The sequence below is a fragment of the Flavobacterium sp. genome (assembly GCF_046293665.1).
Lineage (GTDB): Bacteria > Bacteroidota > Bacteroidia > Flavobacteriales > Flavobacteriaceae > Flavobacterium.
In genome coordinates this window covers 159,640-186,100 of record NZ_JBKBOL010000004.1, presented here as the reverse complement: position 1 = coordinate 186,100, position 26,461 = coordinate 159,640, and the positions used below count along the sequence as shown (strand labels likewise).

23 protein-coding genes are annotated in these 26,461 nt (G+C 35.3%); 12 read left to right on the top strand and 11 right to left on the bottom strand.

The genetic code is table 11. The features are described 5' to 3' along the window. Positions 1-2 precede the first annotated feature (2 nt). A complete protein-coding gene (locus ACK4R1_RS08485; RefSeq protein ID WP_409685830.1) occupies positions 3-662 on the top strand; it encodes a M15 family metallopeptidase in 660 nt (219 codons plus the stop codon). Here ACK4R1_RS08485 and ACK4R1_RS08480 read toward each other — a convergent pair. From ACK4R1_RS08480 to tsaD, 8 genes are all read right to left on the bottom strand, one after another. Further along, positions 659-1,228, bottom strand: a complete 570-nt coding sequence (locus ACK4R1_RS08480; RefSeq protein WP_409685827.1) for a hypothetical protein — start codon at positions 1,226-1,228, stop codon at positions 659-661. The genes ACK4R1_RS08485 and ACK4R1_RS08480 overlap by 4 nt on opposite strands. Before the next feature lie 7 nt (positions 1,229-1,235). Continuing rightward, positions 1,236-2,411, bottom strand: coding sequence for a THUMP-like domain-containing protein (locus ACK4R1_RS08475; protein WP_409685824.1), 1,176 nt, complete (start codon positions 2,409-2,411; stop codon positions 1,236-1,238). 1 nt (position 2,412) lies between these two features. Further along, positions 2,413-3,516 carry an AI-2E family transporter gene (locus ACK4R1_RS08470; RefSeq protein ID WP_409685821.1) on the bottom strand — a complete coding sequence of 368 codons (1,104 nt, stop codon included), beginning with the start codon at positions 3,514-3,516 and terminating at the stop codon, positions 2,413-2,415. Positions 3,517-3,602: 86 nt separating this feature from the next. Beyond that, on the bottom strand, positions 3,603-4,559 hold the full coding sequence (locus tag ACK4R1_RS08465; RefSeq protein ID WP_409685818.1) for a zinc metalloprotease: 957 nt from the start codon (positions 4,557-4,559) through the stop codon (positions 3,603-3,605). A 162-nt stretch (positions 4,560-4,721) separates the two neighbouring features. Continuing rightward, the gene (locus ACK4R1_RS08460; RefSeq protein ID WP_409685814.1) at positions 4,722-5,372 is read right to left on the bottom strand and encodes a DUF4159 domain-containing protein; all 651 of its coding nucleotides are present in this window, start codon (positions 5,370-5,372) and stop codon (positions 4,722-4,724) included. After that, entirely contained in the window at positions 5,354-6,568 is a 1,215-nt protein-coding gene (locus ACK4R1_RS08455) for a thioredoxin family protein (RefSeq protein WP_409685810.1), read from the bottom strand. Before ACK4R1_RS08455 ends, ACK4R1_RS08460 begins: the two co-directional genes overlap by 19 nt. Before the next feature lie 5 nt (positions 6,569-6,573). Beyond that, positions 6,574-7,278: a 16S rRNA (uracil(1498)-N(3))-methyltransferase gene (locus ACK4R1_RS08450; RefSeq protein WP_409685808.1), complete on the bottom strand. Its 705-nt coding sequence runs from the start codon at positions 7,276-7,278 to the stop codon at positions 6,574-6,576. Positions 7,279-7,281: 3 nt separating this feature from the next. Beyond that, entirely contained in the window at positions 7,282-8,304 is a 1,023-nt protein-coding gene (tsaD, locus tag ACK4R1_RS08445) for a tRNA (adenosine(37)-N6)-threonylcarbamoyltransferase complex transferase subunit TsaD (RefSeq protein ID WP_409685805.1), read from the bottom strand. A 99-nt stretch (positions 8,305-8,403) separates the two neighbouring features. Between tsaD and ACK4R1_RS08440 the strand changes: the two genes are divergently transcribed. The 5 genes from ACK4R1_RS08440 (at position 8,404) to ACK4R1_RS08420 (ending at position 16,553) form a co-directional block, all read left to right on the top strand. After that, on the top strand, positions 8,404-12,939 hold the full coding sequence (locus ACK4R1_RS08440; RefSeq protein WP_409685803.1) for a translocation/assembly module TamB domain-containing protein: 4,536 nt from the start codon (positions 8,404-8,406) through the stop codon (positions 12,937-12,939). Positions 12,940-13,070: 131 nt separating this feature from the next. Beyond that, the gene (gene pfkA / locus ACK4R1_RS08435) at positions 13,071-14,057 is read left to right on the top strand and encodes a 6-phosphofructokinase (RefSeq protein WP_409685800.1); all 987 of its coding nucleotides are present in this window, start codon (positions 13,071-13,073) and stop codon (positions 14,055-14,057) included. 62 nt (positions 14,058-14,119) lie between these two features. Then, positions 14,120-15,130, top strand: a complete 1,011-nt coding sequence (gene gap, locus ACK4R1_RS08430; protein WP_409685797.1) for a type I glyceraldehyde-3-phosphate dehydrogenase — start codon at positions 14,120-14,122, stop codon at positions 15,128-15,130. 139 nt (positions 15,131-15,269) lie between these two features. Further along, positions 15,270-16,121 carry a BadF/BadG/BcrA/BcrD ATPase family protein gene (locus tag ACK4R1_RS08425; protein ID WP_409685794.1) on the top strand — a complete coding sequence of 284 codons (852 nt, stop codon included), beginning with the start codon at positions 15,270-15,272 and terminating at the stop codon, positions 16,119-16,121. A gap of 57 nt (positions 16,122-16,178) precedes the next feature. Beyond that, on the top strand, positions 16,179-16,553 hold the full coding sequence (locus tag ACK4R1_RS08420) for a methylglyoxal synthase (protein ID WP_409685791.1): 375 nt from the start codon (positions 16,179-16,181) through the stop codon (positions 16,551-16,553). Between the two features lie 58 nt (positions 16,554-16,611). Here the strand turns inward: ACK4R1_RS08420 and ACK4R1_RS08415 are convergent, their stop codons facing one another. From ACK4R1_RS08415 to ACK4R1_RS08405, 3 genes are all read right to left on the bottom strand, one after another. Then, a complete protein-coding gene (locus ACK4R1_RS08415) occupies positions 16,612-17,001 on the bottom strand; it encodes a putative quinol monooxygenase (protein ID WP_409685789.1) in 390 nt (129 codons plus the stop codon). Positions 17,002-17,126: 125 nt separating this feature from the next. Next, positions 17,127-17,507 (bottom strand): RidA family protein, encoded by a 381-nt coding sequence (locus ACK4R1_RS08410; protein ID WP_409685786.1) that lies wholly within the window; start codon positions 17,505-17,507, stop codon positions 17,127-17,129. 44 nt (positions 17,508-17,551) lie between these two features. After that, positions 17,552-20,218, bottom strand: a complete 2,667-nt coding sequence (locus tag ACK4R1_RS08405) for a putative LPS assembly protein LptD (RefSeq protein WP_409685783.1) — start codon at positions 20,216-20,218, stop codon at positions 17,552-17,554. 131 nt (positions 20,219-20,349) lie between these two features. On the opposite strand from ACK4R1_RS08405, the gene ACK4R1_RS08400 reads away from it, so the two are divergent. From ACK4R1_RS08400 to ACK4R1_RS08375, 6 genes are all read left to right on the top strand, one after another. Further along, positions 20,350-21,471 carry an N-acetylmuramoyl-L-alanine amidase gene (locus ACK4R1_RS08400; RefSeq protein ID WP_409685780.1) on the top strand — a complete coding sequence of 374 codons (1,122 nt, stop codon included), beginning with the start codon at positions 20,350-20,352 and terminating at the stop codon, positions 21,469-21,471. A gap of 38 nt (positions 21,472-21,509) precedes the next feature. Then, a complete protein-coding gene (locus ACK4R1_RS08395) occupies positions 21,510-22,661 on the top strand; it encodes an N-acetylmuramoyl-L-alanine amidase (protein ID WP_409685777.1) in 1,152 nt (383 codons plus the stop codon). 51 nt (positions 22,662-22,712) lie between these two features. Further along, the gene (locus tag ACK4R1_RS08390; protein ID WP_409685774.1) at positions 22,713-23,666 is read left to right on the top strand and encodes an MlaD family protein; all 954 of its coding nucleotides are present in this window, start codon (positions 22,713-22,715) and stop codon (positions 23,664-23,666) included. A 10-nt stretch (positions 23,667-23,676) separates the two neighbouring features. After that, positions 23,677-24,984, top strand: a complete 1,308-nt coding sequence (locus ACK4R1_RS08385; RefSeq protein ID WP_409685771.1) for a 4Fe-4S dicluster domain-containing protein — start codon at positions 23,677-23,679, stop codon at positions 24,982-24,984. A 133-nt stretch (positions 24,985-25,117) separates the two neighbouring features. Beyond that, positions 25,118-25,564: a phosphoheptose isomerase gene (locus ACK4R1_RS08380; RefSeq protein ID WP_409685768.1), complete on the top strand. Its 447-nt coding sequence runs from the start codon at positions 25,118-25,120 to the stop codon at positions 25,562-25,564. An 84-nt stretch (positions 25,565-25,648) separates the two neighbouring features. After that, a complete protein-coding gene (locus ACK4R1_RS08375) occupies positions 25,649-26,440 on the top strand; it encodes a (Fe-S)-binding protein (protein ID WP_121314301.1) in 792 nt (263 codons plus the stop codon). The last annotated feature ends 21 nt before the right edge of the window (positions 26,441-26,461 follow it).

Sequence of the window (26,461 nt, the reverse complement as noted above, 5' to 3'; positions counted from 1 at the left end):
CGATGAAAAAAGTTTCTTTTTTATGGATGGTATTTCTATTGGTTTCCTGTAAGTCAACTTATCTCGATGCCAAAAAATCATCGGTTTTATTAGACATCAACAAAGAGACAGATGAAAACGCTTTTGTCAACCTGAAAAATTACAGCAACGATTTTGTTTACGATATGAAATATGCGACTTCGGATAATTTTCTTAAAGAGAAAGTTTATCCTTGTGGCGAATGTTTTTTGCGGGTGAAGACTGTTAAATCTTTATTGGAAGCAAATAAGACTTTTCTAGAAAAAGGCTTTAAAATAAAACTATACGATTGTTATCGTCCGATAGCGATTCAAAAAAAGATGTGGAAAATTGTTCCTAATCCGACTTATGTAGCCAATCCCAAAAAAGGGTCTATTCACAATAAAGGCGGCGCGGTTGATATTACTTTAGTAGATTCGCTTGGAGTCGAATTGAATATGGGAACGAAATTTGATTTTTTTGGCGAAGAAGCAAGCCACAATTACCCAAATCTTTCCGAAGAAATTATAGCCAACCGAAAGTTTTTAAAAGAAATCATGCTCCAACACAACTTCAAATCTTTTGATTCCGAATGGTGGCATTACAATTTGAATAACAGTTCAGCCGATCAAGTGTCTAACCAAAAATGGCGTTGCGCAGACTAATTTTCAACACACTTCAAGAAATCGATAAAATACCCTTCCGGTTCGTATACCTTTTTATCCAATTCTGAAACAAAAGCCGTTCTAAAAGGATAATCAATGGTTTCTCCGGCATATTTTATTCTCATAAAAGTCACGGGTGATTTCTTCAGTTCTTCAAAATTTTCTTTAGAAAATACAAAAGTACCGCTGGTAATTCGGTTGTTACTATTGTTTTCATCACGCAACAAGTTACCACAAGTATCAGCACCGGCATAAAGTAAGGTAACAATTTTGTTATTATTTAACTGTAAATAGATTTTAGAACTGGCATCAAAACAAATGGCTTTGATGAAATCTTGACTGCGTTGTAAAATTTGAGTTTCGAGTCCAAGAATACCATTGTCATTGTATAAAGAAAAGAAAATATTCGTCGAGTTTCCGGCGAAGCTTCTTTCAAAAATGACGTGTTGTTTAGTCGATTTATAGATACCTAAACTATCTTTAATGTCATTGTCAATTTCACAAGGTTTTTGGGCAAATGCTGTAAAATTTAAAAGTAGAAATAAAGCTAAAAACAGATTCTTCATGGAATTATTATAATTTGCTGCAAAGTAAAACTATTTTATTGTTATTCGCATCAGTTGTGAAGAAACAATACAAATTTCCACCGTCTTTTATTTTCCACTTTTTGCGAATGCTTTCCACTGAATCGGGAAAATTTCTCGTGGTGATATTGGCTTTTTGATTTTCTAGGAATGGTTTCATTTCATTTTTGTTGTAGCCAATGATTTGCTGAATTTCAAAACGGCGTCCCGGAAAATTGATTAAGGTTTCTGAAGTGTACAAATGCGAATGTTGGTGCAATTTATCCAGTTTAAATTGAGTCGAAACCACGTCAAATCCGCCCGATTTCATGATGGCTGCGTTGGGTTCGTATAAGTATTTTTGGGGTAATCCAAAATGAGCTTGATTTTCTGTATCGAGTTCAAAACTAAATGTTTCGGTTTCGTTTTTCAGAAGATTAACAGTGAATATTGTAATTGATTTGGCGTAATCTTTCTCCAAAATCCATAGCAATTCTTTGACTTCATTTTCAAAAGCTACAATGTGAATGGCTTTTACATTCTTCATTTCAGACAATCCTGCGGTTATGTCCAGTAACGGAGCTGTTTTTATCATGATGTTTGGCGAAAAGCCAAAATAGAAATCGATATTTTCAGGCACATTTGGAAGACAATCTTTAAGCATAAATACTTTGCCTTTCGAGTCATTTCTTCGCGATGGGTCGATGTAAATCCAGTTGAGTGTTTCGTTTTTGCTTTTGAGAATATCATAACTATCGCCCGAAATGCATTCAATATTTGATACGTTCAGATGCTTAAAATTGTGTTCTACAATCTCCGAAAGTTCCTCATTGATTTCACAATGAATGACTTGTTTTACTTTTTGGGCAAAATAAAAATCATCTACGCCAAAACCACCGCTCAAATCTATCAGAATTTCGCCTGAAACCAATTGTGATTTGTATTCAGCGGTTCTTTCAGAGGAAGTTTGCTCTACAGAAATCTTGGATGGATAAATGATATTTTCAGTATCAAACCAAGTGGGTAATTTGGTTTTTGCTTTTTGTTTGGCCGCAATTTGATTCAGAATGGAAGTCCAGTCAGCATTTGGGAATTTGTTTTTTTGTAGCGCTAACTGATTAACATCAGCATTAATATTTTGATTGATAAAACTTTGAATTGCTTCAGACAATATGGATTGATCCATACTAAATGTTTTTGGTTAACAGTTTGATGATTTTGTTTTCGGGGAAGAACTCTTTGCCAAAAACCTTTAAAATCGTGTAGAAAGGAATGGCAACAATCATCCCGACAATTCCAAAAAGAAAGCCTGTAATCAATACAACCAGAAAAATTTCTAAAGGATGTGAACTCACACTTTGCGAGAAAATCATAGGAGAAGAAACATTATTATCGATTAATTGAACTATCCAAAATCCAATCATCACATAAAGCGTTAAAGGCAAGATTTGGGATTGAAAATCACCACCTAAGTTGCCTAACATCGTTAAAATGGCAGCGACAACTGAAGCAATTAGCGGTCCGATATAGGGAACAATATTCAGTACGGCGCATAAAAAAGCGATGAGTAGGGCATTTTGTACACCAAAAATGAGCAATACAATAAGGTATAAAATGAATACAATTAGTAACTGAATCAGTAAACCAATAAAATAGCGTGACAACAAATGGTTGATTTTGTGTAGTGAGTTTAAGATTTTGTCTTCTTGAGCGTCTGGTATTAAATTTTTGGCACTTATGATGAATACCAATCTGTCCTTGAGAAAGAAAAAAGTAATGAATAGGACAGAGGCTAAGCCAATTCCGAAGCTGCTAATGGTTGAGATTATACTGTTGAATAAATTTGGAATAAAACTGAAATTCAATTTCGAACTGATGTTGGCTTCTTTAAAAAAACTAGAAGAATCGATACCGTGGTTATCTAAAAAAGCACCTATTTTATTGATTAATTCAAGAGTGCTTTTTTCTATTGCGCTAGTGTTTAATAAGGATAAGTTTTCGCCTTGTGCTAAAATTAGCGGTATAAACATTGAGATTAAGCCAAAAATGAGCAGGATGAAAATGGTTAAGGTAGCAATGGTTGCAAAAAGGTGGTTGAACTTTAGCCTTCTTTTAAAAAAGTCGAGAATCGGATTGCCAATTAAGGTTAATATAAAAGCAACAACTAAATAAATAATTACGGCTTGAATTTGGTATAAAAAGTATAAAGCTAAGGCTGCCAACAGAATAATTCCAACTCCTTTAACTATTCCTAAAGCAATCGTTTTTGAAGTTACCTTTGAATTGATCATAGTTTTTTATTTTGACTAAAAGTAAAAAAAAACTCGTCTTGTTATTCATAACGAGACGAGTTTTTCCAAATTTATATAAACAATTATTATGGCTGTCCGAAAGAGAATCTTGGGCCACCTGAAAGGAAGATAGCACCCATTCTTGATTTTTGACCGTTGGTAAACATATACATTCCTCTATCGTCAGTGTAATCCATGTAGTTCATAGTCATTTCTACCGGAGTTCCTGAGCAAGTACTGTAATGTGGGTAAGTTGGCACACCATAGTTAGCGGTGTTGTGTGTAGGTGTGTCAGCTACTTGGTCGTTTCCACAAGTTGTGTCGCCCCAAATGTGACGTAAATTCATCCAGTGACCTACTTCGTGGGTTGCTGTTCTTCCCAAGTTGTAAGGATAAGCCGGACCTGAATTGCTGGTAACTCCAACATATTTAGAATCAACTACAACACCATCAGTAGCAGATGAACCGCCAGGAAATTGAGCATAACCTAAGATTCCGCCACCAATAGTACAAACCCAAAAGTTTAATTTAGTTGTTGGAGAAGTTGGGTCAATTCCGCCTTGTTTTGATTTCTTCATCGCATCTCTGGTTCCCCAAGAGGTTTTGGTAGTCGATTTTCTGATCACTTGGTCTAAAACAAAAGTGATTCCCACATTGGCTTTTACACCTGAAAATAAGGTTGGCACTTGATTAAAATCTGAATTAGCGGCATTGAAATCAGCATTTAAAACATCAATTTGTGATTGTATTTGGGCTAACGAAATGTTCTCAGCAGCAGTTTTGTATAATACATTAACAACTACAGGAATTTCAATTTTGCCGTTTACCAAACGACTTTGGTTTAATACTGCGTTTTCTGTGAAAGCTTCAATTTGATTCATTTTTGCAGCCAATCCCGGATTTTCTTTCAATTGTCTTTCAAAAACTTCTTGGGTGTGACACGCTCTTTTAGATACACGAGCTTCAGCAGTAGTAGATTTTTCATCCTCTTGACATGAGAACAACATCAGCAAAGTTGCTAATGATAAACAGATTTTTTTCATTTTTTTATAATTATTTGGTTAAATAGTTAGTGCAATTTTATGCAATTACTATTTATGATGAAAAAAAAGCAAAACAAGTTTTCAACAAATCGATGAACAACATCGAATTTTAAGTTTTTGAATTGATAAGCCGATTTAAAGAAAGGAATGAACTACAAAAAATTAATTGTTAAAAATGTAGTTAAGGATGTTGGCTCCCATTTTTAAGGCTTTTTCACGAATTTCTTTAGGGTTGTTGTGCACCTCGGGATCTTCCCAGCCATCGCCTAAATCACATTCATAGGTATACAATAAGACCAAGCGATTATCTACAAAAACACCAAAGGCTTGTGGTCTTTTATTATCGTGTTCGTGAATTTTAGGTAAGCCTGTTGCAAATACATTAGGCTTTTGAAAAATGGCATGACTGGCAGGAATTTCAATCATATCGTTATTAGGAAATATTCGTTTGATTTCTCTTTTAATGTATTGGTCCATACCATAATTGTCATCGGCATGTAAAAATCCACCTGAAAGCAAGTAGTTTCTCAAATTTACAATTTCGGCATCGCTGAAGACCACATTCCCATGACCGGTCATGTGTACAAACGGATAGCTAAAAATATCAGGACTTCCCGGTTCAACAGTTGCCGGTTTCGCTTTTATATTAGTGTTGATGGTTTGATTGGCATATTTAATCAAATTGGGTAATGAAGTTGGATTTGCATACCAATCTCCACCGCCATTGTATTTTAGCAAAGCAATTTCTTGAGCATTGGATATTGAGACTAAGGGTAAAAAAAATAGTAGAAATATTATTTTTCGGGTATCCATTGTTTTTTGTTTTTAATTTGAGCAATTAAATTTTCAATTTCATTAGTGTTCATTTGAAAGCTTTCTACCTTTTTCTTAACAATGGTAGCATAACTCATGGCTTTATCAAACTCTTTATTTTTCAACATTAATTTTATAATTAAATAATATTTGCCAATGGTTTCATTAAGTTTTAAAGACCGTTCTGACCATTCGATGGCTTCTTCAATGGCTTTTTTATCCTGTATATTGTTTAAAAAAACAAGGCTAATTTCATTTAGAGTATTGGCATCATTCCAAGCAAACCGGTTTGCGTTTTGCTGGGAAGTTTTTTGATAAGCCTCAAAGTTTTCTGTGTTTTCATAAACAATTAAATCATACTTAAACAATAAAGAATCGATACTTTTTATATGAAAGTTTTGAGCTATTTTTTTGTTTCGGTTATAGTTTACAGTGTCAAGCGATTCAACAAAAGATTTGATATTTTCCTTAACAACGAATTGTATTTTTCGATTAATTCTTTTGTCTGAAATTACTTTTAGAAAGGCTTCTTGATTTTCAACTATGAATTTAAATTCATCTGAATCCATTTTATTGACTCCGTTTGCCATGATTTGCCAATTGATTTCACTAAAAAGTTCTTCTGATTTCTTTGTTTTTAGGTAAAGTTTGGTCATTTCAGTTGCATCAAATTCAGCTCTTCGTAAAGCGGTAATGTAATTTAAGCATTTTTGAGGATTTGAAGTTTCCGCTAAAAAAGTTGCTTTCAGGGTTGGTAATTGATTGTCTTTAATTAAAACTTTTTTTCCTTCACTGATGAAATTTTGACTATTGAATTCGCCTGAGAAACTAGCTAGTAACGTTTCGCTACTGTCCAAAAATGCAAAAGTTGGAAAGTATTTAATATTGATGTTGTTTTTGAATTTTTCTCTCAAATATTTACCGTTTTCGGTATCAATATCAATCGACAGGCAGTTGAAATTGGTTGTATAAAAAGCAATCAACTCCTCATTAGGAAAAACTTCTTTCTTCATTTTATTGCAATGCGGACACCATTTGGCATGAAACATTAGCAGTATAGGTTTCTGGTTGCTTTTCGAAATCTCAAGAACTTCCGGATAATTTTTATCTAAAAAAAAAGTTTGGTTTTGACCAAATAAAGATGAAGCAAGTAAGAAAATGAAAACAATTAAGTATTTCCTTAAAAATAATTCCATATTGATTACTCATTTTTAAATACAACACTATGACAAGCTACTATTGCAGCAGTTTCAGTTCGTAAACGCGTTTGACCCAAAGATACAGGAATAAAGTTTTGTTCGAGTGCCAATTGGATTTCTTTAACAGAAAAATCACCCTCCGGACCAATTAGAATGGTAACATCTTCATTGATTTTTAATTCGTTTTTCAATGACTTTTTATCGGTTTCTTCACAGTGGGCAATGAATTTTTGACTGTTGATTTTCTTTTTAAGAAAATCTTTAAAAGCAATCGGTTCGTTTAATTTAGGCAAATAAAAATGCAAAGATTGTTTCATCGCACTTTCCAAAATCTTTTGAAATCTATCGGTTTTGATTACTTTTCGTTCCGAGTGTTCGCAAATGATCGGTGTAATTTCTTGTATGCCGATTTCGGTAGCTTTCTCTAAAAACCATTCGTAGCGTTCGTTCATTTTGGTTGGTGCAACGGCCAAATGTAAATGAAATTTTGGCTTTGCTTGTTGTTCAAACGAATTGATTTTGACGGTACATTTATTATCGGAAGCAATTGTGATTTCAGTTTTGAATACAAATCCAAATCCATTGGTGACATACAAAGTATCGCCTTCTTTTTTGCGCAATACTTTAATAATATGTTTGCTTTCTTCTTTGTCAAAAACAAAAGAAGTCGCCGTTTCAGTAATCGATGGATTGAAGAATAATTGCATGGTTTAGAATTCGATTCGCGCTTTAGAAACGACAGTCGAATCGGTGAATTTGTCGTGTAAATATTTTTGATAACCCACAATGCCAATCATGGCGGCGTTATCGGTAGTGTATTCAAATTTAGGAATAAAAGTTTTCCAACCATATTTTCCTTCGGCCGCTTTTAAAGTAGTTCTAATGCCTGAATTTGCAGAAACGCCACCGCCAATGGCGATTTGCTTGATTCCGGTTTCGGCTACAGCCAATTTCAATTTATCCATTAAAATTTCAATAATCACATTTTGAACCGAAGCACAAATGTCTTGCTTATTTTCTTCAATGAAATTCGCGTTAGCCAATACATTTTTCTGAACAAAATATAGAATTTGTGTTTTTAATCCCGAGAAACTAAAATCTAATCCATCAACTTTAGGTTTGGTAAACGGAAACTTTTTCGGATTACCTTCTTTCGCAAATTGGTCGATTAATGGTCCGCCGGGATAGGGTAAACCTAGTATTTTTGCGGTTTTGTCAAAAGCTTCGCCAACGGCATCATCCGTAGTTTCACCGATGATTTCCATGTTAAAAAAGTCGTTTACTTTTACGATTTGGGTATGACCGCCGGAAATGGTCAAAGCCAAAAACGGAAACGTTGGTTTGTCAAAACCTTCTTCGTCAATAAAATGGGCCAAGATGTGCGCATGCATGTGATTCACAGCAATCAACGGGATATTCAAGGCCATTGATAAGGATTTGGCAAAAGAGGAACCCACTAATAGTGAACCCATTAATCCCGGACCTTGGGTGAAAGCAATAGCTGACAGTTGTTCTCTAGTGACATTGGCTTTTTTCAAAGCAACATCAATTACCGGAACAATATTTTGTTGGTGGGCACGCGAAGCCAATTCCGGAACAACACCACCATATTCCTCATGAATATTTTGTCGGGCAACGATATTGGAAAGCACCTTATTACCACGTAAAACGGCAGCTGCTGTGTCATCACACGAACTTTCAATAGCTAAAATAAAAACTTCTTCTGTATGCATAAAAGGCACAAATTTTGATTTATATTTGACAAGCCTACAAAAAAACTAAAATAGAGTTTTTTTTGCAAAGGTAATTTTCTTTCCTAAGTCACACACCATTTGGAAAAAAATAAAAAAGATAGCAAATTAAAAAGAGTCAGAAAGATTGTTTTTCGCACTATTGTTGCGCTGCTACTGCTTTTGTTATTGACGGTTGTTGCCTTGTCTTTGCCTTATGTACAAACCAAAATTGCACGATATGCAACAGACCAACTCAATAAAGACTATGGTACTAATATCAATATTGATCAAGTAGCCATTACTTTTTTTGGAGGTGTTAAGTTGAAATCGGTGATTATTTTAGACCATCACAATGATACTTTGATTTATTCAAAACGAATTAAAACCAGTATTCTCGATTTGAATAAGTTAATCAACGGAAAATTGCTCTTTGGTGATTTGGCGTTTGATGAATTTTATCTTCAGATTAAAACTTATAAAAAAGAAAAGGAGACCAACCTAGATTTGTTTATTGCCGCTTTTGATGACGGTAAAAAAAGCAGCGGTAAGTTCCTCATGACCTCCAAAAACATTCATTTAAAAGACAGCCGATTTCTAATGATTGATGAAAATCGTCCCAATCCTAAAGATGTTGATTTTACTCAATTGAATGCCCATTTAAAAAATTTCAAAATCAAAGGACCGGATGTGACCGCTAATATCGCTGAAATGAATTTTCATGACCATCGCGGTGCTAAAATCAATAACTTATTAGCCGATTTTACTTATACCAAGAAAAATATCCGATTAGAAAAGTTGGAAATAAGAACTCCGGAATCTTATTTAAAAGGCCAAGTAGTTCTTAAATACAGCAGAGAAAATAACGATTTTAGTGATTTTAATAATAAAGTTAAATTTGACGTAGTCATTGACAGCGCGACTTTATCGACTAATGATATCCGATATTTTTACAAAGAATTGGACAAAAATCAGAAGTTTTATTTGAATTCAAAAATCACCGGAACGATGAATGATTTTTATGCTACAAATTTATATTTGGTCGACCGAAAAAATTCAATCATCAAAGGCGATATCAATTTTAAAAATCTTTTTCCTCGCGCACCGGGAAGTTTTTATATGAAAGGAGATTTTGATAAGATTTCTTCTAATTACAACGATTTGACAAAGCTTTTACCCAATATACTCGGTAAAAAACTACCTACTTCATTACAAAAACTAGGACAGTTTCACTTTGTTGGTACCGCAGAAGTGACACAAAAATATATTAATGCCGATTTTGTAATGAACACGGCTTTAGGACTAGTTGAATCAGATTTGCAAATGTCAGACCTCAATAATATTGATAATGCTAAGTATAACGGTTATGTTATCTTAGATAATTTTGATGTTGGCAGTTTGATTAATGATAAACGAATTGGTAAAGTTAGTCTTGATTTAGAGATTAATGGTAAAGGATTTACTCAGAAATATTTAAACACTTCATTTATTGGTGATGTTTTTCAACTGAAATACAACGGTTACAATTATACCAAAATTATTGTAGACGGGTCATTTAAGCAGCCAATTTTTAAAGGGAAAGTCAATGTTAACGACCCCAATTTATTCATGGATTTTGTGGGAACCGTTGACTTGTCTGAAAGAGAAAACATCTATGATTTTCACTCTAAAATTGATTATGCCAATCTAGAAAAACTCAATTTTATCAAAGACTCTATTTCTGTTTTTAAAGGCGATATTGTGGTCAATGCTACCGGAAGTTCATTTGACAATTTAAAAGGAAATTTATTGTTGACCAATTCTTCTTATCAAAACAAAAAAGACATTTATTTTTTGGACTACATGGAAATTAATTCAAGCTTTGATGCCAATGGAGAAAGAGACATAACCATTGATGCTCCTGAAGCAATTGAAGGCTCTATAGTAGGAAAGTACAAGTTGAATGAAGTGCAAAAAATGGTTGAGAATTCACTCGGGAGTTTTTATTCCAATTACAAGTCTAATACAGTTTTACCTAATCAGTATTTAAAATTCAATTTTAATATCAATAGTAAGATTATTGAGGTTTTTAATCCCGATATTGTTTTGGGACCAAATACCTTTTTGAAAGGCAATATCAGTTCTGAAACCAAGAATTTTAATTTGAATTTCAATTCTCCGAAAATAGTTGCTTACGAGAATACTTTTGATAATATCTTAGTGCAGATTGACAATAAAAACCCATTGTATAACGCCTACGTTCAAATGGATTCAATCAAAACCAAACACTATAAGGTTAGAGATTTTAGTATGATTAATACTTTTTCTAAAGATACGTTGCATTTCAGAACAGAATTTAAAGGAGGCAATAAAGGACTGGATTTTTACAACTTGAATTTTTACCATACCATCAATAATGAAAATAACAATGTGGTTGGTTTTGCCAAATCGGAATTGCAGTTTAAAGATTATTTGTGGTTTTTGAATGAGCAAGAAAATGACCAAAGTAACAAAATTGTCTTTGATAAAAAGATGTCCAATTTCTCATTCGAAGACTTTGTCATTTCACATGAAAATCAAAAAATAAACTTTGTTGGTCTCATTGATGGCAAACAAAATAAAGACCTGCAGCTTTCATTCGACAATGTCAATTTGAATAAAGTCACACCCGATGTTGAGAAATTCAGTTTTGACGGAAATTTGAACGGTACCGTAAATTTTAAGCAAACCAACACCGTTTTTCAGCCTACTTCCAAATTGCGAATAGATAATTTATCGCTCAACGAAATTGCTTTGGGTAACTTAAACTTAGACATTAAAGGAGATGAAACATTAACAAAATTCTATTTGGATTCGAATTTAGAGAACGAGAATGTAGATTCGTTTAATGCCGATGGCAATATCCAAATAGTTGATGGACAAACGTTACTGGATATAGATTTGAGTTTCGACAAGTTTAACTTGGGCGTTTTAAGTAAAATAGGAGGTGAAGTGATTACCAATATTCGTGGATTTGCAACCGGGAACGCCCGAATTGACGGTAATGTAAACAGCTTAGATTACAACGGACGATTATACATTAATGAAGCCGGATTGACAATCCCTTACTTAAATACAGATTACCAATTTGTCAATAACTCGATAGTAGATGTTACCGAAAACAAATTTATCATCAGAGAAACTACAATTACCGATACTGAATTTGATACCAAAGGAACTATCAGCGGTTTCATCAAGCACAAACAATTTAGCGATTGGCAATTGGATTTGGGAATAAGTTCTAATCGCCTTTTAGCATTAAACACAAAAGATTCTGAAGATGCCGCCTACTACGGCAGAGCTTTTATGGATGGTTCGGCTTCTATCAAAGGACCAACCGATGGGTTAATGATTAGTGTCAACGCAGAATCGGCCAAAGGAACAGATATTAAAATTCCCATTAATGAAGCTGAATCTGTTGAAGAAAATAGTTTTATCCATTTCATAACCGCTGCAGAAAAGGCCAACAAAGGGAACGATAAGATTGTTCAAAACAAAAAGTACAATGGTTTAGAATTAGACTTCAATTTTGAAATCAATAAAAATGCCGATATTGAAGTAATATTGGACAGAAATTCGGGTCACGGAATGAAAGGTAAAGGTTATGGAACATTACTTTTCAGAATTAATACGACCGGTAAATTTCAAATGTTTGGTGATTTTATCGCTTTAGAAGGAGAATATAACTTTAAATACGGTGGAATTATTGATAAAAAGTTCAATGTTAAAAAAGGAAGTTCCATCAATTGGTTAGGTGATCCAATGGCAGCAACCTTAAATTTAGAAGCTGTTTACGAAACGTCTGCCAATCCCGCAGTATTAATTGATAATCCTTCATTTAACAAGAAAGTAGATGTCGAAGTTGTGATTGCTGTAAAAGGGAATTTGGCGAATCCCGAACCTGATTTTAATATCAATTTCCCAACAGTTGGTAGTTCCCTTAAATCCGAAATACAATACCAATTAGACGATAAAGACAAAAGACAAACACAGGCTTTGTACTTGCTTTCTACTGGTGGTTTTTTGAGTCAAGAAGGGGTTAACCAAAACCAATTGTCTAATAATTTATTTGAAAAAGCGAGTAGTCTTTTTAAAGATATTTTTTCGGGTGATGATGACAAAATCTCCATTGCTCCCGAATATGTAGTGTCAGACAGAACCGGTACAGGTCAAGAAACCGATGCCCGATTTGGTGTGACCGTTTCTTCCAGAATTAATGACCGAATTACCGTAAACGGAAAAGTAGGCGTGCCGGTTGGCGGTATTTCTGAAACTGCTATCGTTGGTGATGTAGAGGTTCAATACAGAGTAAACGATGACGGAACATTGAATTTGAGAGTATTCAATAAAGAAAACGACATTACTTATATTGGTCAAGGAATTGGCTATACACAAGGAATAGGAATGTCTTATGAAGTCGATTTTGATACCATGAAAGAACTAATCAATAAGATTTTTAAAAATGCCAAAATTGACCGCGTTAAAACTCAAAACCACGCGGATCAAGATTCTGAAATGTTTCCTGACGGTATCCGAATGAAATCTAAAAGCGACTCGGAAAACGATAAGAAAAAAGCAGACACAAGACCTAACCAAGATGCTATTCCTAACGAAGATTAAGCCTTCGGAACTACATTAAGGAAAAACTTATCAACGAAAACGTTTGAATTTCGGCCATTTTATTAATATATTAATAATATGGGCAAAAAACTACGCCATCTTTGCTAATTTTACATTTTAATCAGATAAAAATGTCTAAAAGTATAAAAAAAATTGGTGTGCTAACCTCGGGTGGTGACTCTCCGGGAATGAATGCAGCCATCCGTTCGGTAGTCAGAACCTGTGCCTATCATCAAATTGAATGTATCGGAATTTATAGAGGCTATCAAGGAATGATTGAAGGCGACTTTAAAGAAATGGGACCACGAAGTGTCAACAATATTGTCAATAAAGGTGGCACTATTTTAAAATCAGCACGTTCAAAAGAATTCATGACTGTTGAAGGCCGAAAAAAAGCCCATCAAAACTTGGTAAATGCAGCAGTAGACGCTTTAGTAGTAATCGGAGGTGACGGTTCTTTTACCGGTGCTGAAGTCTTTAACGATGAATTCAATTTTCCGGTTATGGGAATACCGGGCACTATTGATAACGATATTTTCGGTACCAGTCATACTTTAGGGTATGATACGGCTTTAAACACGGTGGTTGAATGCATAGATAAAATTAGAGATACGGCCAGTTCACACAATCGTTTGTTCTTTGTGGAAGTAATGGGAAGAGATGCAGGACATATCGCTTTAAACGCCGGTATCGGTGCAGGAGCAGAAGAAATCCTCATCCCGGAAGAAGATTTAGGTTTAGAACGTTTGTTGGAATCCTTGCAAAAAAGCAAAGCTTCCGGAAAATCATCCAGTATAGTGGTAGTGGCCGAGGGAGAAAAAATGGGCAAAAACGTATTCCAACTAAAAGATTACATTGAAGAGCATCTACCGGAATATGATATTAGGGTTTCAGTGCTTGGTCACATGCAACGCGGCGGTTCGCCTTCTTGTTATGACAGAGTGTTAGCCTCAAGATTAGGGGTGAAAGCCGTAGAGTCTTTGCTTGAAGGAAAAACCAATTTTATGGTTGGCGTGTTGGCCGATAAAATTGAGTTAACTCCATTAGAACAAGCCATTAAAGGTCATTCTGAAATCGACAGGGAATTGTTGAGAGTTTCAGATATAATGTCGACTTAGAACAAGACTCAATTTCAATAGCAATTTCAAAAATCAATAAAATATAATTAAATAAACAGACAATGTCAAAAGTAAAATTAGGAATTAACGGTTTCGGAAGAATAGGAAGAATAGTTTTTAGAGAAACCTTTAATAGAGATAATGTAGAAGTAGTAGCTATCAACGATTTATTAGATGTAGATCATTTGGCTTATTTATTAAAATATGATTCAGTTCACGGACGTTTTGCCGGAAAAGTAGAAGTAAAAGACGGTAAATTATATGTAAACGATAAATTTATTCGCGTTACAGCCGAAAGAGATCCAAAATTAATCAAATGGGATGATAAAGATGTAGACGTTGATGTCGTAGCAGAATGTACCGGTTTTTTCACCACAATTGAAACTGCCAAAGCACACCTTGATGGTGGTGCCAAAAAAGTAGTGATATCGGCACCTTCAGCAGATGCTCCAATGTTTGTAATGGGTGTGAATCACCTTGAAGCTAAAGCAACGGATACTGTAGTGTCTAATGCTTCTTGTACTACCAACTGTTTAGCGCCATTGGCCAAAGTAATCAATGACAATTTCGGCATTGTTGAAGGTTTAATGACTACTGTTCACGCCACAACATCAACACAAATGACTGCTGACGGACCATCAAGAAAAGATTGGAGAGGCGGTCGTGCTGCTAGTGTAAACATCATTCCATCTTCAACAGGTGCTGCAAAAGCAGTTGGAAAAGTAATCCCGGCCTTGAACGGAAAATTAACAGGAATGTCTTTCCGTGTGCCTACAGTTGACGTTTCAGTAGTAGATTTAACCGTAAAAGTGGCCAAAGAGACATCGTATGAAGAAATCATGGCAGTATTGAAAAAAGCTTCTGAAAATGAACTAAAAGGGATTTTAGGGTATACTGAAGATGATGTGGTTTCTCAAGATTTTATTTCTGATTCGAGAACTTCAATTATTGATGCTAAAGCCGGAATTGGTTTGAACTCAACGTTCTTCAAATTGGTTTCTTGGTATGATAACGAATATGGTTATTCAAGCAAATTAATTGATTTATCTGTTCACATTGCGAACTTAAAATAATAAATGACAAAATCCCGTTATCTTTGTAGGTAACGGGATTTTTATACCTAAACTAAACCAAAATAATAAAAGAATTAAGTTTTATAATTTTGAACTCGTTTCAAATTTGTAATCCCTAATTTGTAATTCCTAATTAATTATGAAATTATTAGTTGACAGTGGTTCTACCAAAGCCGATTGGATCGCAATTGATGACAATGGAAAAGTGCTTTTCACCACTCAAACTTTAGGATTAAATCCCGAAGTATTAGACAAAGATGCTGTACTTGAACGTCTGAATGACAAATTTGATATCGAGCACAACAAGGACAAAGCAACGCATTTATTCTTTTATGGCGCCGGTTGCGGTACCGACAGGATGAAAAATTTCTTAACCAAAGTGTTTGAAGAATATTTTAGAAATGCTCTAGTTTCTGTACATGAAGATACTTATGCCGCCGTTTATGCAACCACTCCAAAAGACGAAAAAGCCATTGTTTGTATTCTGGGTACCGGTTCAAATTGTAGTTATTTTGACGGTAAAGTTTTGCATCAAAAAGTGCAATCTTTAGGGTATATTGTCATGGATGATGGTTCAGGGAATCGTTTTGGAAGACATTTAATTCGCGGACATTATTTCAACAATATGCCGGAAGAATTGTCTAAAGAATTTGCAGACGAATACAATTTAGATGCCGATTACATCAAAGCCAATTTGTACAAAGAAGACAATCCTAATGCTTACTTGGCAACATTTGCAAAGTTTATCATCAAACACAAAGACAATCCTTTTTGTCAAAAAATCATCAAGAAAGAATTGAAATCGTTTGCCAAAAATTACATCATGCAATTTGACAATTGCCGCGAGGTACCGGTACATTTCGTGGGTTCAATAGCTTTTTATTTGAAAGACGAATTAGAACAAGTTTTAGCCAAATATGACATTAAGATAGGTAATGTACTCCGAAGACCAATCGACGGTTTGATTGCGTACCATATCTTAAATAAATAGATTTATAAATCCCGATTTTTTTGTCGGGATTTTTTATTTTTACTTAAATTATAATTTATGGAAATCGCCATCATAGCACACGACGGAAAGAAAGCCGATATGGTTCAATTCATCAACAAGAACAAAGAACTATTACAAAAAGAAAACATTAAACTTATAGCTACGGGAACAACCGGCGGAAAAGTAGAAGCCGTTGGAATCAAAGTAAAGCGAATGCTTTCCGGACCAATGGGTGGCGATGCTCAAATTGCGGCACGTGTAGCCGAAGGTAAAACCAAAATGGTCTTGTTCTTTAAAGACCCAAACTCAAGCCATCCTCACGAACCGGATATCAATATGTTGATTAGAATTTGTGATGTGCACAATGTGCCATTGGCCACCAATGAAGCAACGGCGCAGTTGTTATTGTTGGGATTGGATGAGGTAAAGTAAAAAATCTTTATTGTTTTCAACTTAAGAGTTTTTCCTTTTTCAATCAACTAAGAAACAATCAAAACTCTTTCTCTAATTGCCACAAAGAAATCTCAGGCGGTCCGGCTAAAAAGTTTTTAGCATTGGCGATGAATTGCTGTATATGTGGTGTTTTCATATGAGCATATTCATAATAAGAAGCATCAAGCCATTCTTCATAAAGCAAAATATTCGTCGGGTCTTTCGGGTCAACGTGGAGTTTGATGCTCACAAAATGAGGTTCTTTTTTAACCTCTTCAATCAATATAGTTAAGTTATTGATAGCTTCTACACTTTTGTCAGGTTGGGTTTTATATTTGACCAAAACTATAGTGTTTTTTGAAGTTAAAGTTGATTCGCTTTGCCAACTTAAACAAAGTAATATGGCTAACAGTACTATAAAGGGAAGTGTTTTTTTTAAAGCTTTCATACAGTTGTATTTTTAGTTAAACCATAAAGGTAAGCAATTGGTGTTTAGGTTTATAAATAAAAATCCTTCATTGTTTGCACAATAAAGGATTCATCTATTTTATAACTGCAAACTGAGACTAAGAACTACTTCACGGCTAACATCGAAATCTCTACATTCACGCCTTTAGGCAATCCGGCTACTTGAACCGTTTCTCTTGCCGGAGCTGTTGCTTCATCAAAATAACTTGCATAAACGGTATTGATTCGTGTAAAATCACCCATGTCCATGATGAAAATGGTTGTTTTGACCACATTGGCAAAAGTCATATCAGCCGCTTCTAAAACCGCTTTCATGTTTTCCATTACTTGTTTGGTTTCGGTTTCGATATCGTCTAAAACCAGTTCCATTGTGCTCGGATTCAAAGCAATTTGTCCGGAAGTGTATAATGTATTGCCCACTAAAACCGCTTGGTTATAAGGTCCTATCGGTGCCGGAGCTTTGTCTGTAAAGATTATTTTTTTCATGAGAATTTATTTAATACGGTCTTCTTAAATCTGTGTTCTGTAGGCTATCGAAGTGTTCTGTCTGGAAGCGAACGTTTGTCCCATTTGATATCACTCAATACACCCGATTTAATTCCGATAAAGAATCCCCAATAAGCATTATCCCCAAAAGGAACCCAATTGAAATCCATACGCCAACTCAACAAATCTCTTTCAAATCTGAATTGGGTAAAAGTGACACCTCTTTGTACAAAGTCGTAACCGGTTGAAACCCCAATTTTCCATTTAGGGGTTAAATCTGTATTCATTGAAATCATCACCGAATTTCCGGAGATTTTCTGTTCCCGATTGTTGTTGGAATAGGTTAGGGAATACGCTAAAGTCATGTCCCAAGGTAATTCATATTTGAAAAACTCGGTTGGTGGTTTTTCTTCGCCATCATCGTCTTCAAATTGGCTTTGACGCCGATCACTTAAATCGGTATTGGTTCCGAACAAATCATCTTCACGACCGCCATTTCGTTTGCCTTGCTCGTTTTTCTTGTCTTTACCGTTGCCATCTTTACTTGAAAAAGCATAATTCAAAGTCATGTTGGCGCTAGTCATTCTAAACAAACTTCCGCCATTGTCAATATTCCAAGTGTCGATTCTGCGACCAGCATTGTTAATGGCATACGGATCAAGTGTTGCCGCAAAATTGATGTTCATTTTTTGATTCAGAATCTGTGTTCCACCGCTAACACGCATTGGTGACCAACGCAAGGAATCGGCTGTAATGTCATAACTGGTTGAAAAATTCAAATTGTTTAGCAACATCACTTTCTTAGGTTGTGTTGCTGTTGAATCTTTATCTGTTACTTTGGCTTCAAAAGTGTTACTTAAGTTAAAACCAACATTATTGGACATGTTTTTTCCGGGTGCGCCAAAAATTCCGCCGTCAAAACGAGTATAATCTTTTAGCATCGTCCCACTGCCATCCGGGTCATAAGTGTCATAATACCTCTCGAAACTTGGCGTATAGCTGTAAGTTACGTTAGGTCGCATGACATGACGAATCGCTTGGATTTTTTTCTTGTCGCCAAAATTAAAGGTTCCATAAATCGTTGTTCCTAAACCGGTAGAAAAGGAGTAAGTTCTAAATGCATCAAACCCTTGAACATCGGTGTCAACAATTTGGTTTGTATTAGCATCGTATTGTTTTCGGATGGTTTTTAGATACCAAACCTCATTATAATTGACGGAAGTCGAAGCACTAAAGTACTTGAAAATTTTAAAGTTGGTACTCAACGGAATGCTGTGTTGGAAACCTACTTTAGCATCGCGAAACATTTCCGATTTAAAAAAAAGGGAATCGGTTGTTTCAATACGGTTTTCGCCTCTTAAGTTGTACTGTAAATTGATGTTTTTAAAGAATCCTTTTTTGATGCCGTCTTTTGGAGCAAACGGGAAAATTCTGTCCACACTCAACTGTAACGTTGGCAAAGTCATATTGATTTGCTCCGTATTGGTATTTTGTGAATGTGTAGCGGTCAATGACATATTGACTTGCGGAACGGAATTGAATGTTTTAGAATACGAAATCGAAGAACTCAACGTGTTATTCAAGCCTGAACTCACGTTCATTTGATTTAAAGATTGACGGAAATACTGACTACTTCCTAAGTTTACAGAAGCCGAAAATCTGGAGTTAGGATTCGATTTTCCGTCTTTGGCGTGTGACCATTGAATATTGTAATTATTGGCTCTGGAATAATCAGGATAACCTCTTTCGCTTTGGATTAGATTTTCAAAACGAACATTGACATTGCCCATAAACTTATAGCGCTTGGCATAAGAAGATTCAAATCGGAAGCCATAACTACCGTTGGTATAATAATCTCCTAAAATTGCTAAGTCATAATTATCGCTCAAGGCAAAATAATAACCACCATTTTGTAAAGAAAATCCACGAGTGTTACTGTCGTTATATGTCGGAATAATCAATCCTGAACGCGCTTTGTCAGTCATAGGGAAGAAAGCAAATGGTAATGCTATTGGCGTGGGAACATCTGCAATGACCATATTAGTCATGCCAACCACCACTTTTTTTCCGGGAACCAGTTTTACTCTATCGGTTTGGAAATAATATTCAGGATTGTCTATGTCTTTCGCAGTGGTAAAACGTGCACCTTTCATGAAATAAACAGAGTCGTTTTCCTTTTTAGTGATGGCGGCTTTGATGTTCATTTCCCCTTGCTGGCTTCTTGAATTCCAAACCAAAGCTTTTTTAGTTTTTAAATTAAATCGAATAGAATCCGGTTCAACCACATTTGCACCTTGTTTAAAAACCGGTCTTTGGGACAAATTCCCCAGCGAATCTTTAATTCTTCCGGCGTAAACTTCATCTTTTTGGTAATCAATTACAATAATGCCCGATTTTAATTCAATATCTTGATAATAAACTTCAGCTCTGTTGTAAAGCGTAATTGTTTTTTTCTTTTGGTCTAGTTTTTCATAATCAACCGCTTTCCTTTTGATTTTGCCGTCCAACAAAGCTTTTTTAGGTTTGATACTGTCTTTTTTTGTTGAATCGATGACTTTTGTCAAGTCTGTTAACTCAACTTTAGTGCTATCTGTTTGGTTTTTAGCTGGAAAAGGGTTGCTTTTCTTAGGCAGGTCTTGTGAATATGTTTTTACGTTTCCCAATGTTAGGAAAATTGTTAAAAAAACGATATTAAATAAGTTTCTTTGCAAAGGTTTAATGCTATTTTTGTAGAAATATGGCTTGGTTTTTGACGAGGCAAACTTAAACAATATTTCCGGTCAAAAATAGGTAAATATTACATTTATGACCGCCGGGTTTTAATTTAAATTAACTTTTACAAATGAAAATAAATAATAAGGACATTCTTTTCTCGATAGTTTCGATGTTGTTCGTTTGTAGTTTGACATGGTCTCAAGCCAATAAAGCTTTCACAGTGATACTAGATGCCGGTCATGGTGGAAAAGATCCCGGGAATTCTTATCATGGTTTTGTAGAAAAGGAAATTGCGCTTAAAACCACATTGAAAGTGGGTAAACTGTTAGAAAGTGAAAAGGATTTAAAGATTATTTATACCCGTACCACTGATGTTTTTATCGAATTAGTCAACAGACCGAAAGTAGCCAACAAAGCCAATGCCAATTTGTTTGTTTCGATTCATTGTAATTCGGTAGCCAACCAAACGCCCTCAGGAACTGAGACCTTTGTAATGGGTTTATCGCGCAGTGGGATGAATTTGGAGGTAGCCAAAAGTGAAAACTCGGTAATTTTATTAGAAGACAATTATAAAGAGACTTATCAAGGTTTTGATCCTAAAAAGCCAGAGTCATTAATTGGTTTGACGATGATGCAAGAAGAAAACTTGAATAGTAGTATTGATTTAGCCACTAAGATTCAAGATAACTTTACCCATAATTTAGATCGAAAATCAAGAGGTGTGAAGCAACAACCTTTATGGGTTTTAGACGCGGCTTATATGCCGAGTGTTTTGATTGAATTGGGATTTTTGTCCAATAAAGAAGAAGGTGAATTTTTAAACTCAGACGAAGGTCAGAATAAAATGGCCCGACAAATTGCTGATGCTATTATCAAATACAAAAAAGAATACTTGAATGAAGCTTATAATAATAATGAAAATGTAAAGTATTTGAATATGCCCGAGGTAAAAGAAGTAAAAGAAACCGTTACAGTCAAAGCGGAAGAAAATTCAACAACCGATTTAAAAAACGGTTTGTATAAAATCCAATTGTTTGCGACTTCCAGAAAGCGAGATATTACTTCATCAGATTTTAAAGGACTTAAAAGTATTTCATTTACTTTAGAGAATAACTTATACAAGTACTTTTACGGAAGTGCTGTCAGTTTGGAAGAAGCCAAAAAATTAAATGAAGTAGCCAAAAAGCATGGTTTTGCAGATTCGTTTATTGTATCAACGGTAAACGGAAAAACGGCGGCCATAAAATAATAAATAGTTTATAAGATATTTTGAAATTGATAAAACCAATGAAAGGAATTACGTTAGTAGGTACGATTTTATTATTCATTTCCAATTTGACCTTTGCCCAAACGGCCAAGTTTAAAGTAGCACTCGATGCCGGTCACGGCGATCACGATTATGGTGCAGTTTACAACGGACATATCGAAAAGAAAATAGCTTTAGCTGTCGTGCTTAAAGTAGGGAAGATATTAGAAAGTAAATCGGGTATTGAAGTTATTTACACCCGAAAGACAGATACGTTTGTCGATTTGATTGAGCGTGCAAATATAGCCAACAGAGCTGATGCGAACATTTTTGTTTCGATTCACTGTAATGCCAATAAAAATGCAGCTGCTTGTGGTTCTGAAACCTATGTAATGGGTATGTCGAAAAATGCTTCCAATCTCGAGGCAGCAAAGAAAGAGAATGAAGTAATCACCATGGAGAAAGATTACCAACAAAAGTATAAAGGCTATGATCCGAAATCTCCGGAGAGTTTAATCGGTCTGACTATAATGCAAGAGGAATATCAGGAAAATAGTATTGCCTTGGCCGGAAAAATCCAAAGTCATTTTATAGATGATGTCAACAGTAAAAGCCGCGGCGTAAAACAAGCGCCATTCATGGTATTACATAAAGCTTACATGCCAAGAGTATTGATTGAAATGGGTTTTATTTCTAATCCTGCAGAAGGCGCAAGATTAGATTCTGAAGCCGGACAAAATGAGTATGCCGAAGCCATTGCTAATGCCATTATCAACTACAAGAAAGAATTCTACGATTCAGGTGATACTGATGATGTTAAGCCTTCTCAAAAAATGGAAACGGTAAAAATTGATTCCCCTTCCACAACTAAACCGGTGGTGAAAACTGCGGACATTAAAAAGGTAGAGCCAAAGCCTGAAGTTATTGTAAATTCGGGTGTAGCTACATTTAAAGTGCAATTATCAGCCAGTGGAACAAAATTAGAAACAGTGCCAAGTAATTTCAAAGGATTGAATAATATTTCAGTTTCAAGCGAAGGTTCTTTATACAAATACATGTACGGCGAAACCACAAGCTATGACGAAGCTAAAAGATTGTTGGCGGAAGCCAAAGCCAAAGGTTTTACGTCTGCTTTTGTAATTGCCTTTAAAAACGGAAAAAAAGTTTCGGTTCAAGAAGCATTAAAGCAATAATAATAAGGAGTTTTAGTATTTTATTTTAACTTTGCCAAAAAACAATTAGCATTGAAAATCACGAGAGAAATCAAGACGGCAATTTTAGTTATTGCTTCTATTTTATTGTTCATTTGGGGTTATAGTTTCTTAAAAGGAAGAGATATCTTGTCAAACTACCATAAATACTATGTTAAGTATAGTAATGTTGACGGATTGGCAACATCGTCTCCGGTAGTTATCAACGGATTGGTGGTTGGTAAAGTAAATTCTATCGAATTGCAAAAAGATTGGTCTTCCTTAGTTGAATTGCAGATCAACGGCGATTATAAAATTCCAAAAAATAGTGTAGCCGAATTGTATTCTCCGGGACCAATCGGCGGTAAACAAATCGCTATTTTGCCCAATACAGAAACCACTGAAATTGCTGTTTCAGGAGATTTTTTTAAGTCCGGTAATAAATTGGGTTTAACCGAAGAAGTTTCGAACCAAATCAAGCCAATCAAAGAAAAACTGGATAAAGTTTTGGAAAATGCCAATACAATGTTGGTCAATGTAAACCAAGTATTGGATGAAAAAACCAAACAGAATTTAAGAAGCAGTTTAGAAAACTTAAACGAAACCTTAGCCGAATTCAAGCAAGCGTCAACCAGCGTCAACCAAATGTTAGCCGAAAACAAAAGCAAAATTTCTTCAACGATGACAAATTTTGATAAAGCATCGGGCAATTTAAAAACCATGTCTGATTCTTTAGCCAAAGCCAATATAGGTCAAACGGTTAAACATTTAGAAAAAACATTAGCCAGCGTCGATAAAATTATGGCTGATATGGAAGCCGGAAAAGGAACACTTGGCAAATTGGCCAAAGATGAAGCCTTGTATAATAACTTTGCCAAAAGTTCGAAAGAATTGGAATTGCTTTTACAAGATTTGCGTCTTAATCCAACCCGTTATATAAATGTTTCGCTGTTTGGAAAGAAAAACAAGCCCTACAAAGCACCGGTAAACGATACCATTAAAAAGTAAAACCTGAGTTATGATGTATATTGACAACATACTTTTTGCGATTATTCTCGTAGTGGGAATTGGTTTTTTTGTTAAAAACGTAAAGAAACTAACGCGAAATATCAATTTAGGACAGGATGTCAATCGTTCTGACAATCCTTCTGCACGTTGGCAAAACATGGCGATGATTGCTTTAGGTCAATCCAAAATGGTAAAAAGACCAATCGCCGGATTATTACACATCATTGTTTATCTCGGTTTTGTCATCATCAACTTAGAAGTTTTAGAGATTATTATCGATGGATTATTCGGGACGCACAGAATATTCTCGTTTTTAGGCGGGTTCTATGGTGTTTTAATCGGTTCGTTTGAAGTTTTAGCTGTGTTGGTTTTGGTAGCCGTTATTGCGTTTTGGATTCGCAGAAATGTAATTAAACTAAAAAGATTCGCTAGCACCGATTTAAAAGGTGCACCAAAGAAAGATGCCGATACCATTTTGTATTTTGAAATAGTATTGATGTCATTGTTTTTAATCATGAATGCTTTCGATTTGAAATTTCAAGATATGAATTCCGGAAATATCATTTCACAATTTTTAACACCGTCACCGGATACTTTTTCATTGGAAGCGGTTACAATTATTGAAAGAGCCGCTTGGTGGTTTCACATTATTGGAATCTTGATTTTCCTAAACTATTTATACTATTCTAAGCATTTACACATATTATTAGCATTTCCGAATACCTATTTCGCCGATTTAAATGCCAAAGGAAAATTTGATAATTTAGAAAGTGTTACCAAAGAAGTAAAACTAATGATGGATCCGAATGCCGATCCGTTTGCAGCCCAACCGGTTGACGAAAATGCCGTGCCAAGTAAGTTTGGAGCTTCTGATGTACAAGATCTGAATTGGGTACAATTGTTAAACGCTTACACTTGTACCGAATGTGGTCGTTGTACGGCTGAATGTCCGGCGAATCAAACCGGAAAAAAATTGTCACCGCGGAAAATCATGATGGATACCCGTGACCGTTTAGAAGAAGTGGGCAAGAATATTGATGAGAATAAAGGTGTTTTTGTACCCGATAATAAATCATTATTGAATGATTATATAACGCCGGAAGAACTATGGGCTTGTACATCTTGTAACGCTTGTGTAGAAGAATGTCCGGTAAATATCAGTCCATTATCTATTATTATGGACATGAGAAGGTATTTAGTTATGGAGCAAAGTGCGGCGCCACAATCATTAAACGCGATGATGACTAATATTGAAAATAATGGCGCACCTTGGCAATACAACCAACAAGATAGATTAAACTGGAAAGACGAAGTATAAACAAATATTGACGCGTTTATCGCATCTGAATTAGGATGTCATTTATTGCATCCATTTTAACCCTGATAAATTCTCAAAAATGTGAGGCTTGGGAATTTGTCGAATGAATTTGAAACACTATAAAAGTAAAAAAATGAAAGCGGAAGACATTGAAAAAAACCTGCAAAGCATCACAGAAAACGGTCAACATTTAAGCCCGATTTTACCCGAAGGAATTAAGAATTACCTAATCGATATCGATGGAACAGTTTGTGATGATATCCCAAACGAAGAACCGGAAAGAATGTTAACAGCAGAGGTTTATCCGGATGCGTTAGTGACTTTAAATAAATGGTATGACGAAGGACATATTATATTTTTCTTCACTTCGCGTACAGAAGCCCACAGAGAATATACTGAGATTTGGTTAAAACAACACGGGTTCAAATACCATGGAATCTTGTTCGGAAAACCACGTGGCGGAAACTATCATTGGATTGACAATCACTTGGTAAAGGCAACCCGTTACAGAGGAAAATTTACCGATTTGGTAGACAAAGAAGTAACCATTCAAGTGTTCGATGATGAACACCATGAGTAACAATTTGATTATTGGATATTTGGATTATTAGATCAAACACATCTAAGAATCTGAAAATCTAACAAATCTAAAAATCTAAACAGAATGTCAGAAGTTTTAAACGTGCCAACCATGGCAGAAATGATGGCCCAAGGCAAACAACCCGAAGTGTTATTTTGGGTAGGATGTGCCGGCAGTTTTGATGACAGAGCCAAAAAAATAACCAAAGCGTTTGTGCGAATTCTAAACCGTGCCAATGTTGAGTTTGCCGTTTTGGGAACTGAAGAAAGCTGTACAGGTGATCCGGCAAAACGCGCCGGAAATGAGTTTTTGTTCCAAATGCAAGCCATGATGAACATCGAGGTTTTGAATGCATATGAGGCTAAAAAAATCGTAACTGCTTGTCCGCATTGTTTTAATACTTTAAAAAATGAATACCCCGAATTGGGCGGTACTTACGAGGTAATTCACCATACCGAGTTTCTGAAATCATTATTAGATTCCGGTAGATTAACTATCGAAGGTGGACAATTTAAAGGCAAACGTATTACTTTTCATGACCCGTGTTATTTAGGTCGTGCCAATAATATCTATGAAGCACCAAGAGATTTAATCCAAAAATTGGATGCCGAATTGGTCGAAATGAAACGTTCTCGTGCCAATGGTTTGTGTTGTGGTGCCGGCGGAGCGCAGATGTTTAAAGATGCCGAACCCGGAAACAAAGAGGTCAACATCGAAAGAACTGAAGACGCTTTAGAAACCCAACCCGAAATTATTGCAGCCGGTTGCCCATTCTGCAACACGATGATGACTGATGGTGTCAAAGCCAAAGAAAAAGAAGCCAATGTCAAAGTCATGGACATCGCCGAACTAATCGCCAATGCACAAGACTTATAATTCGTAATTTATAATTTATAA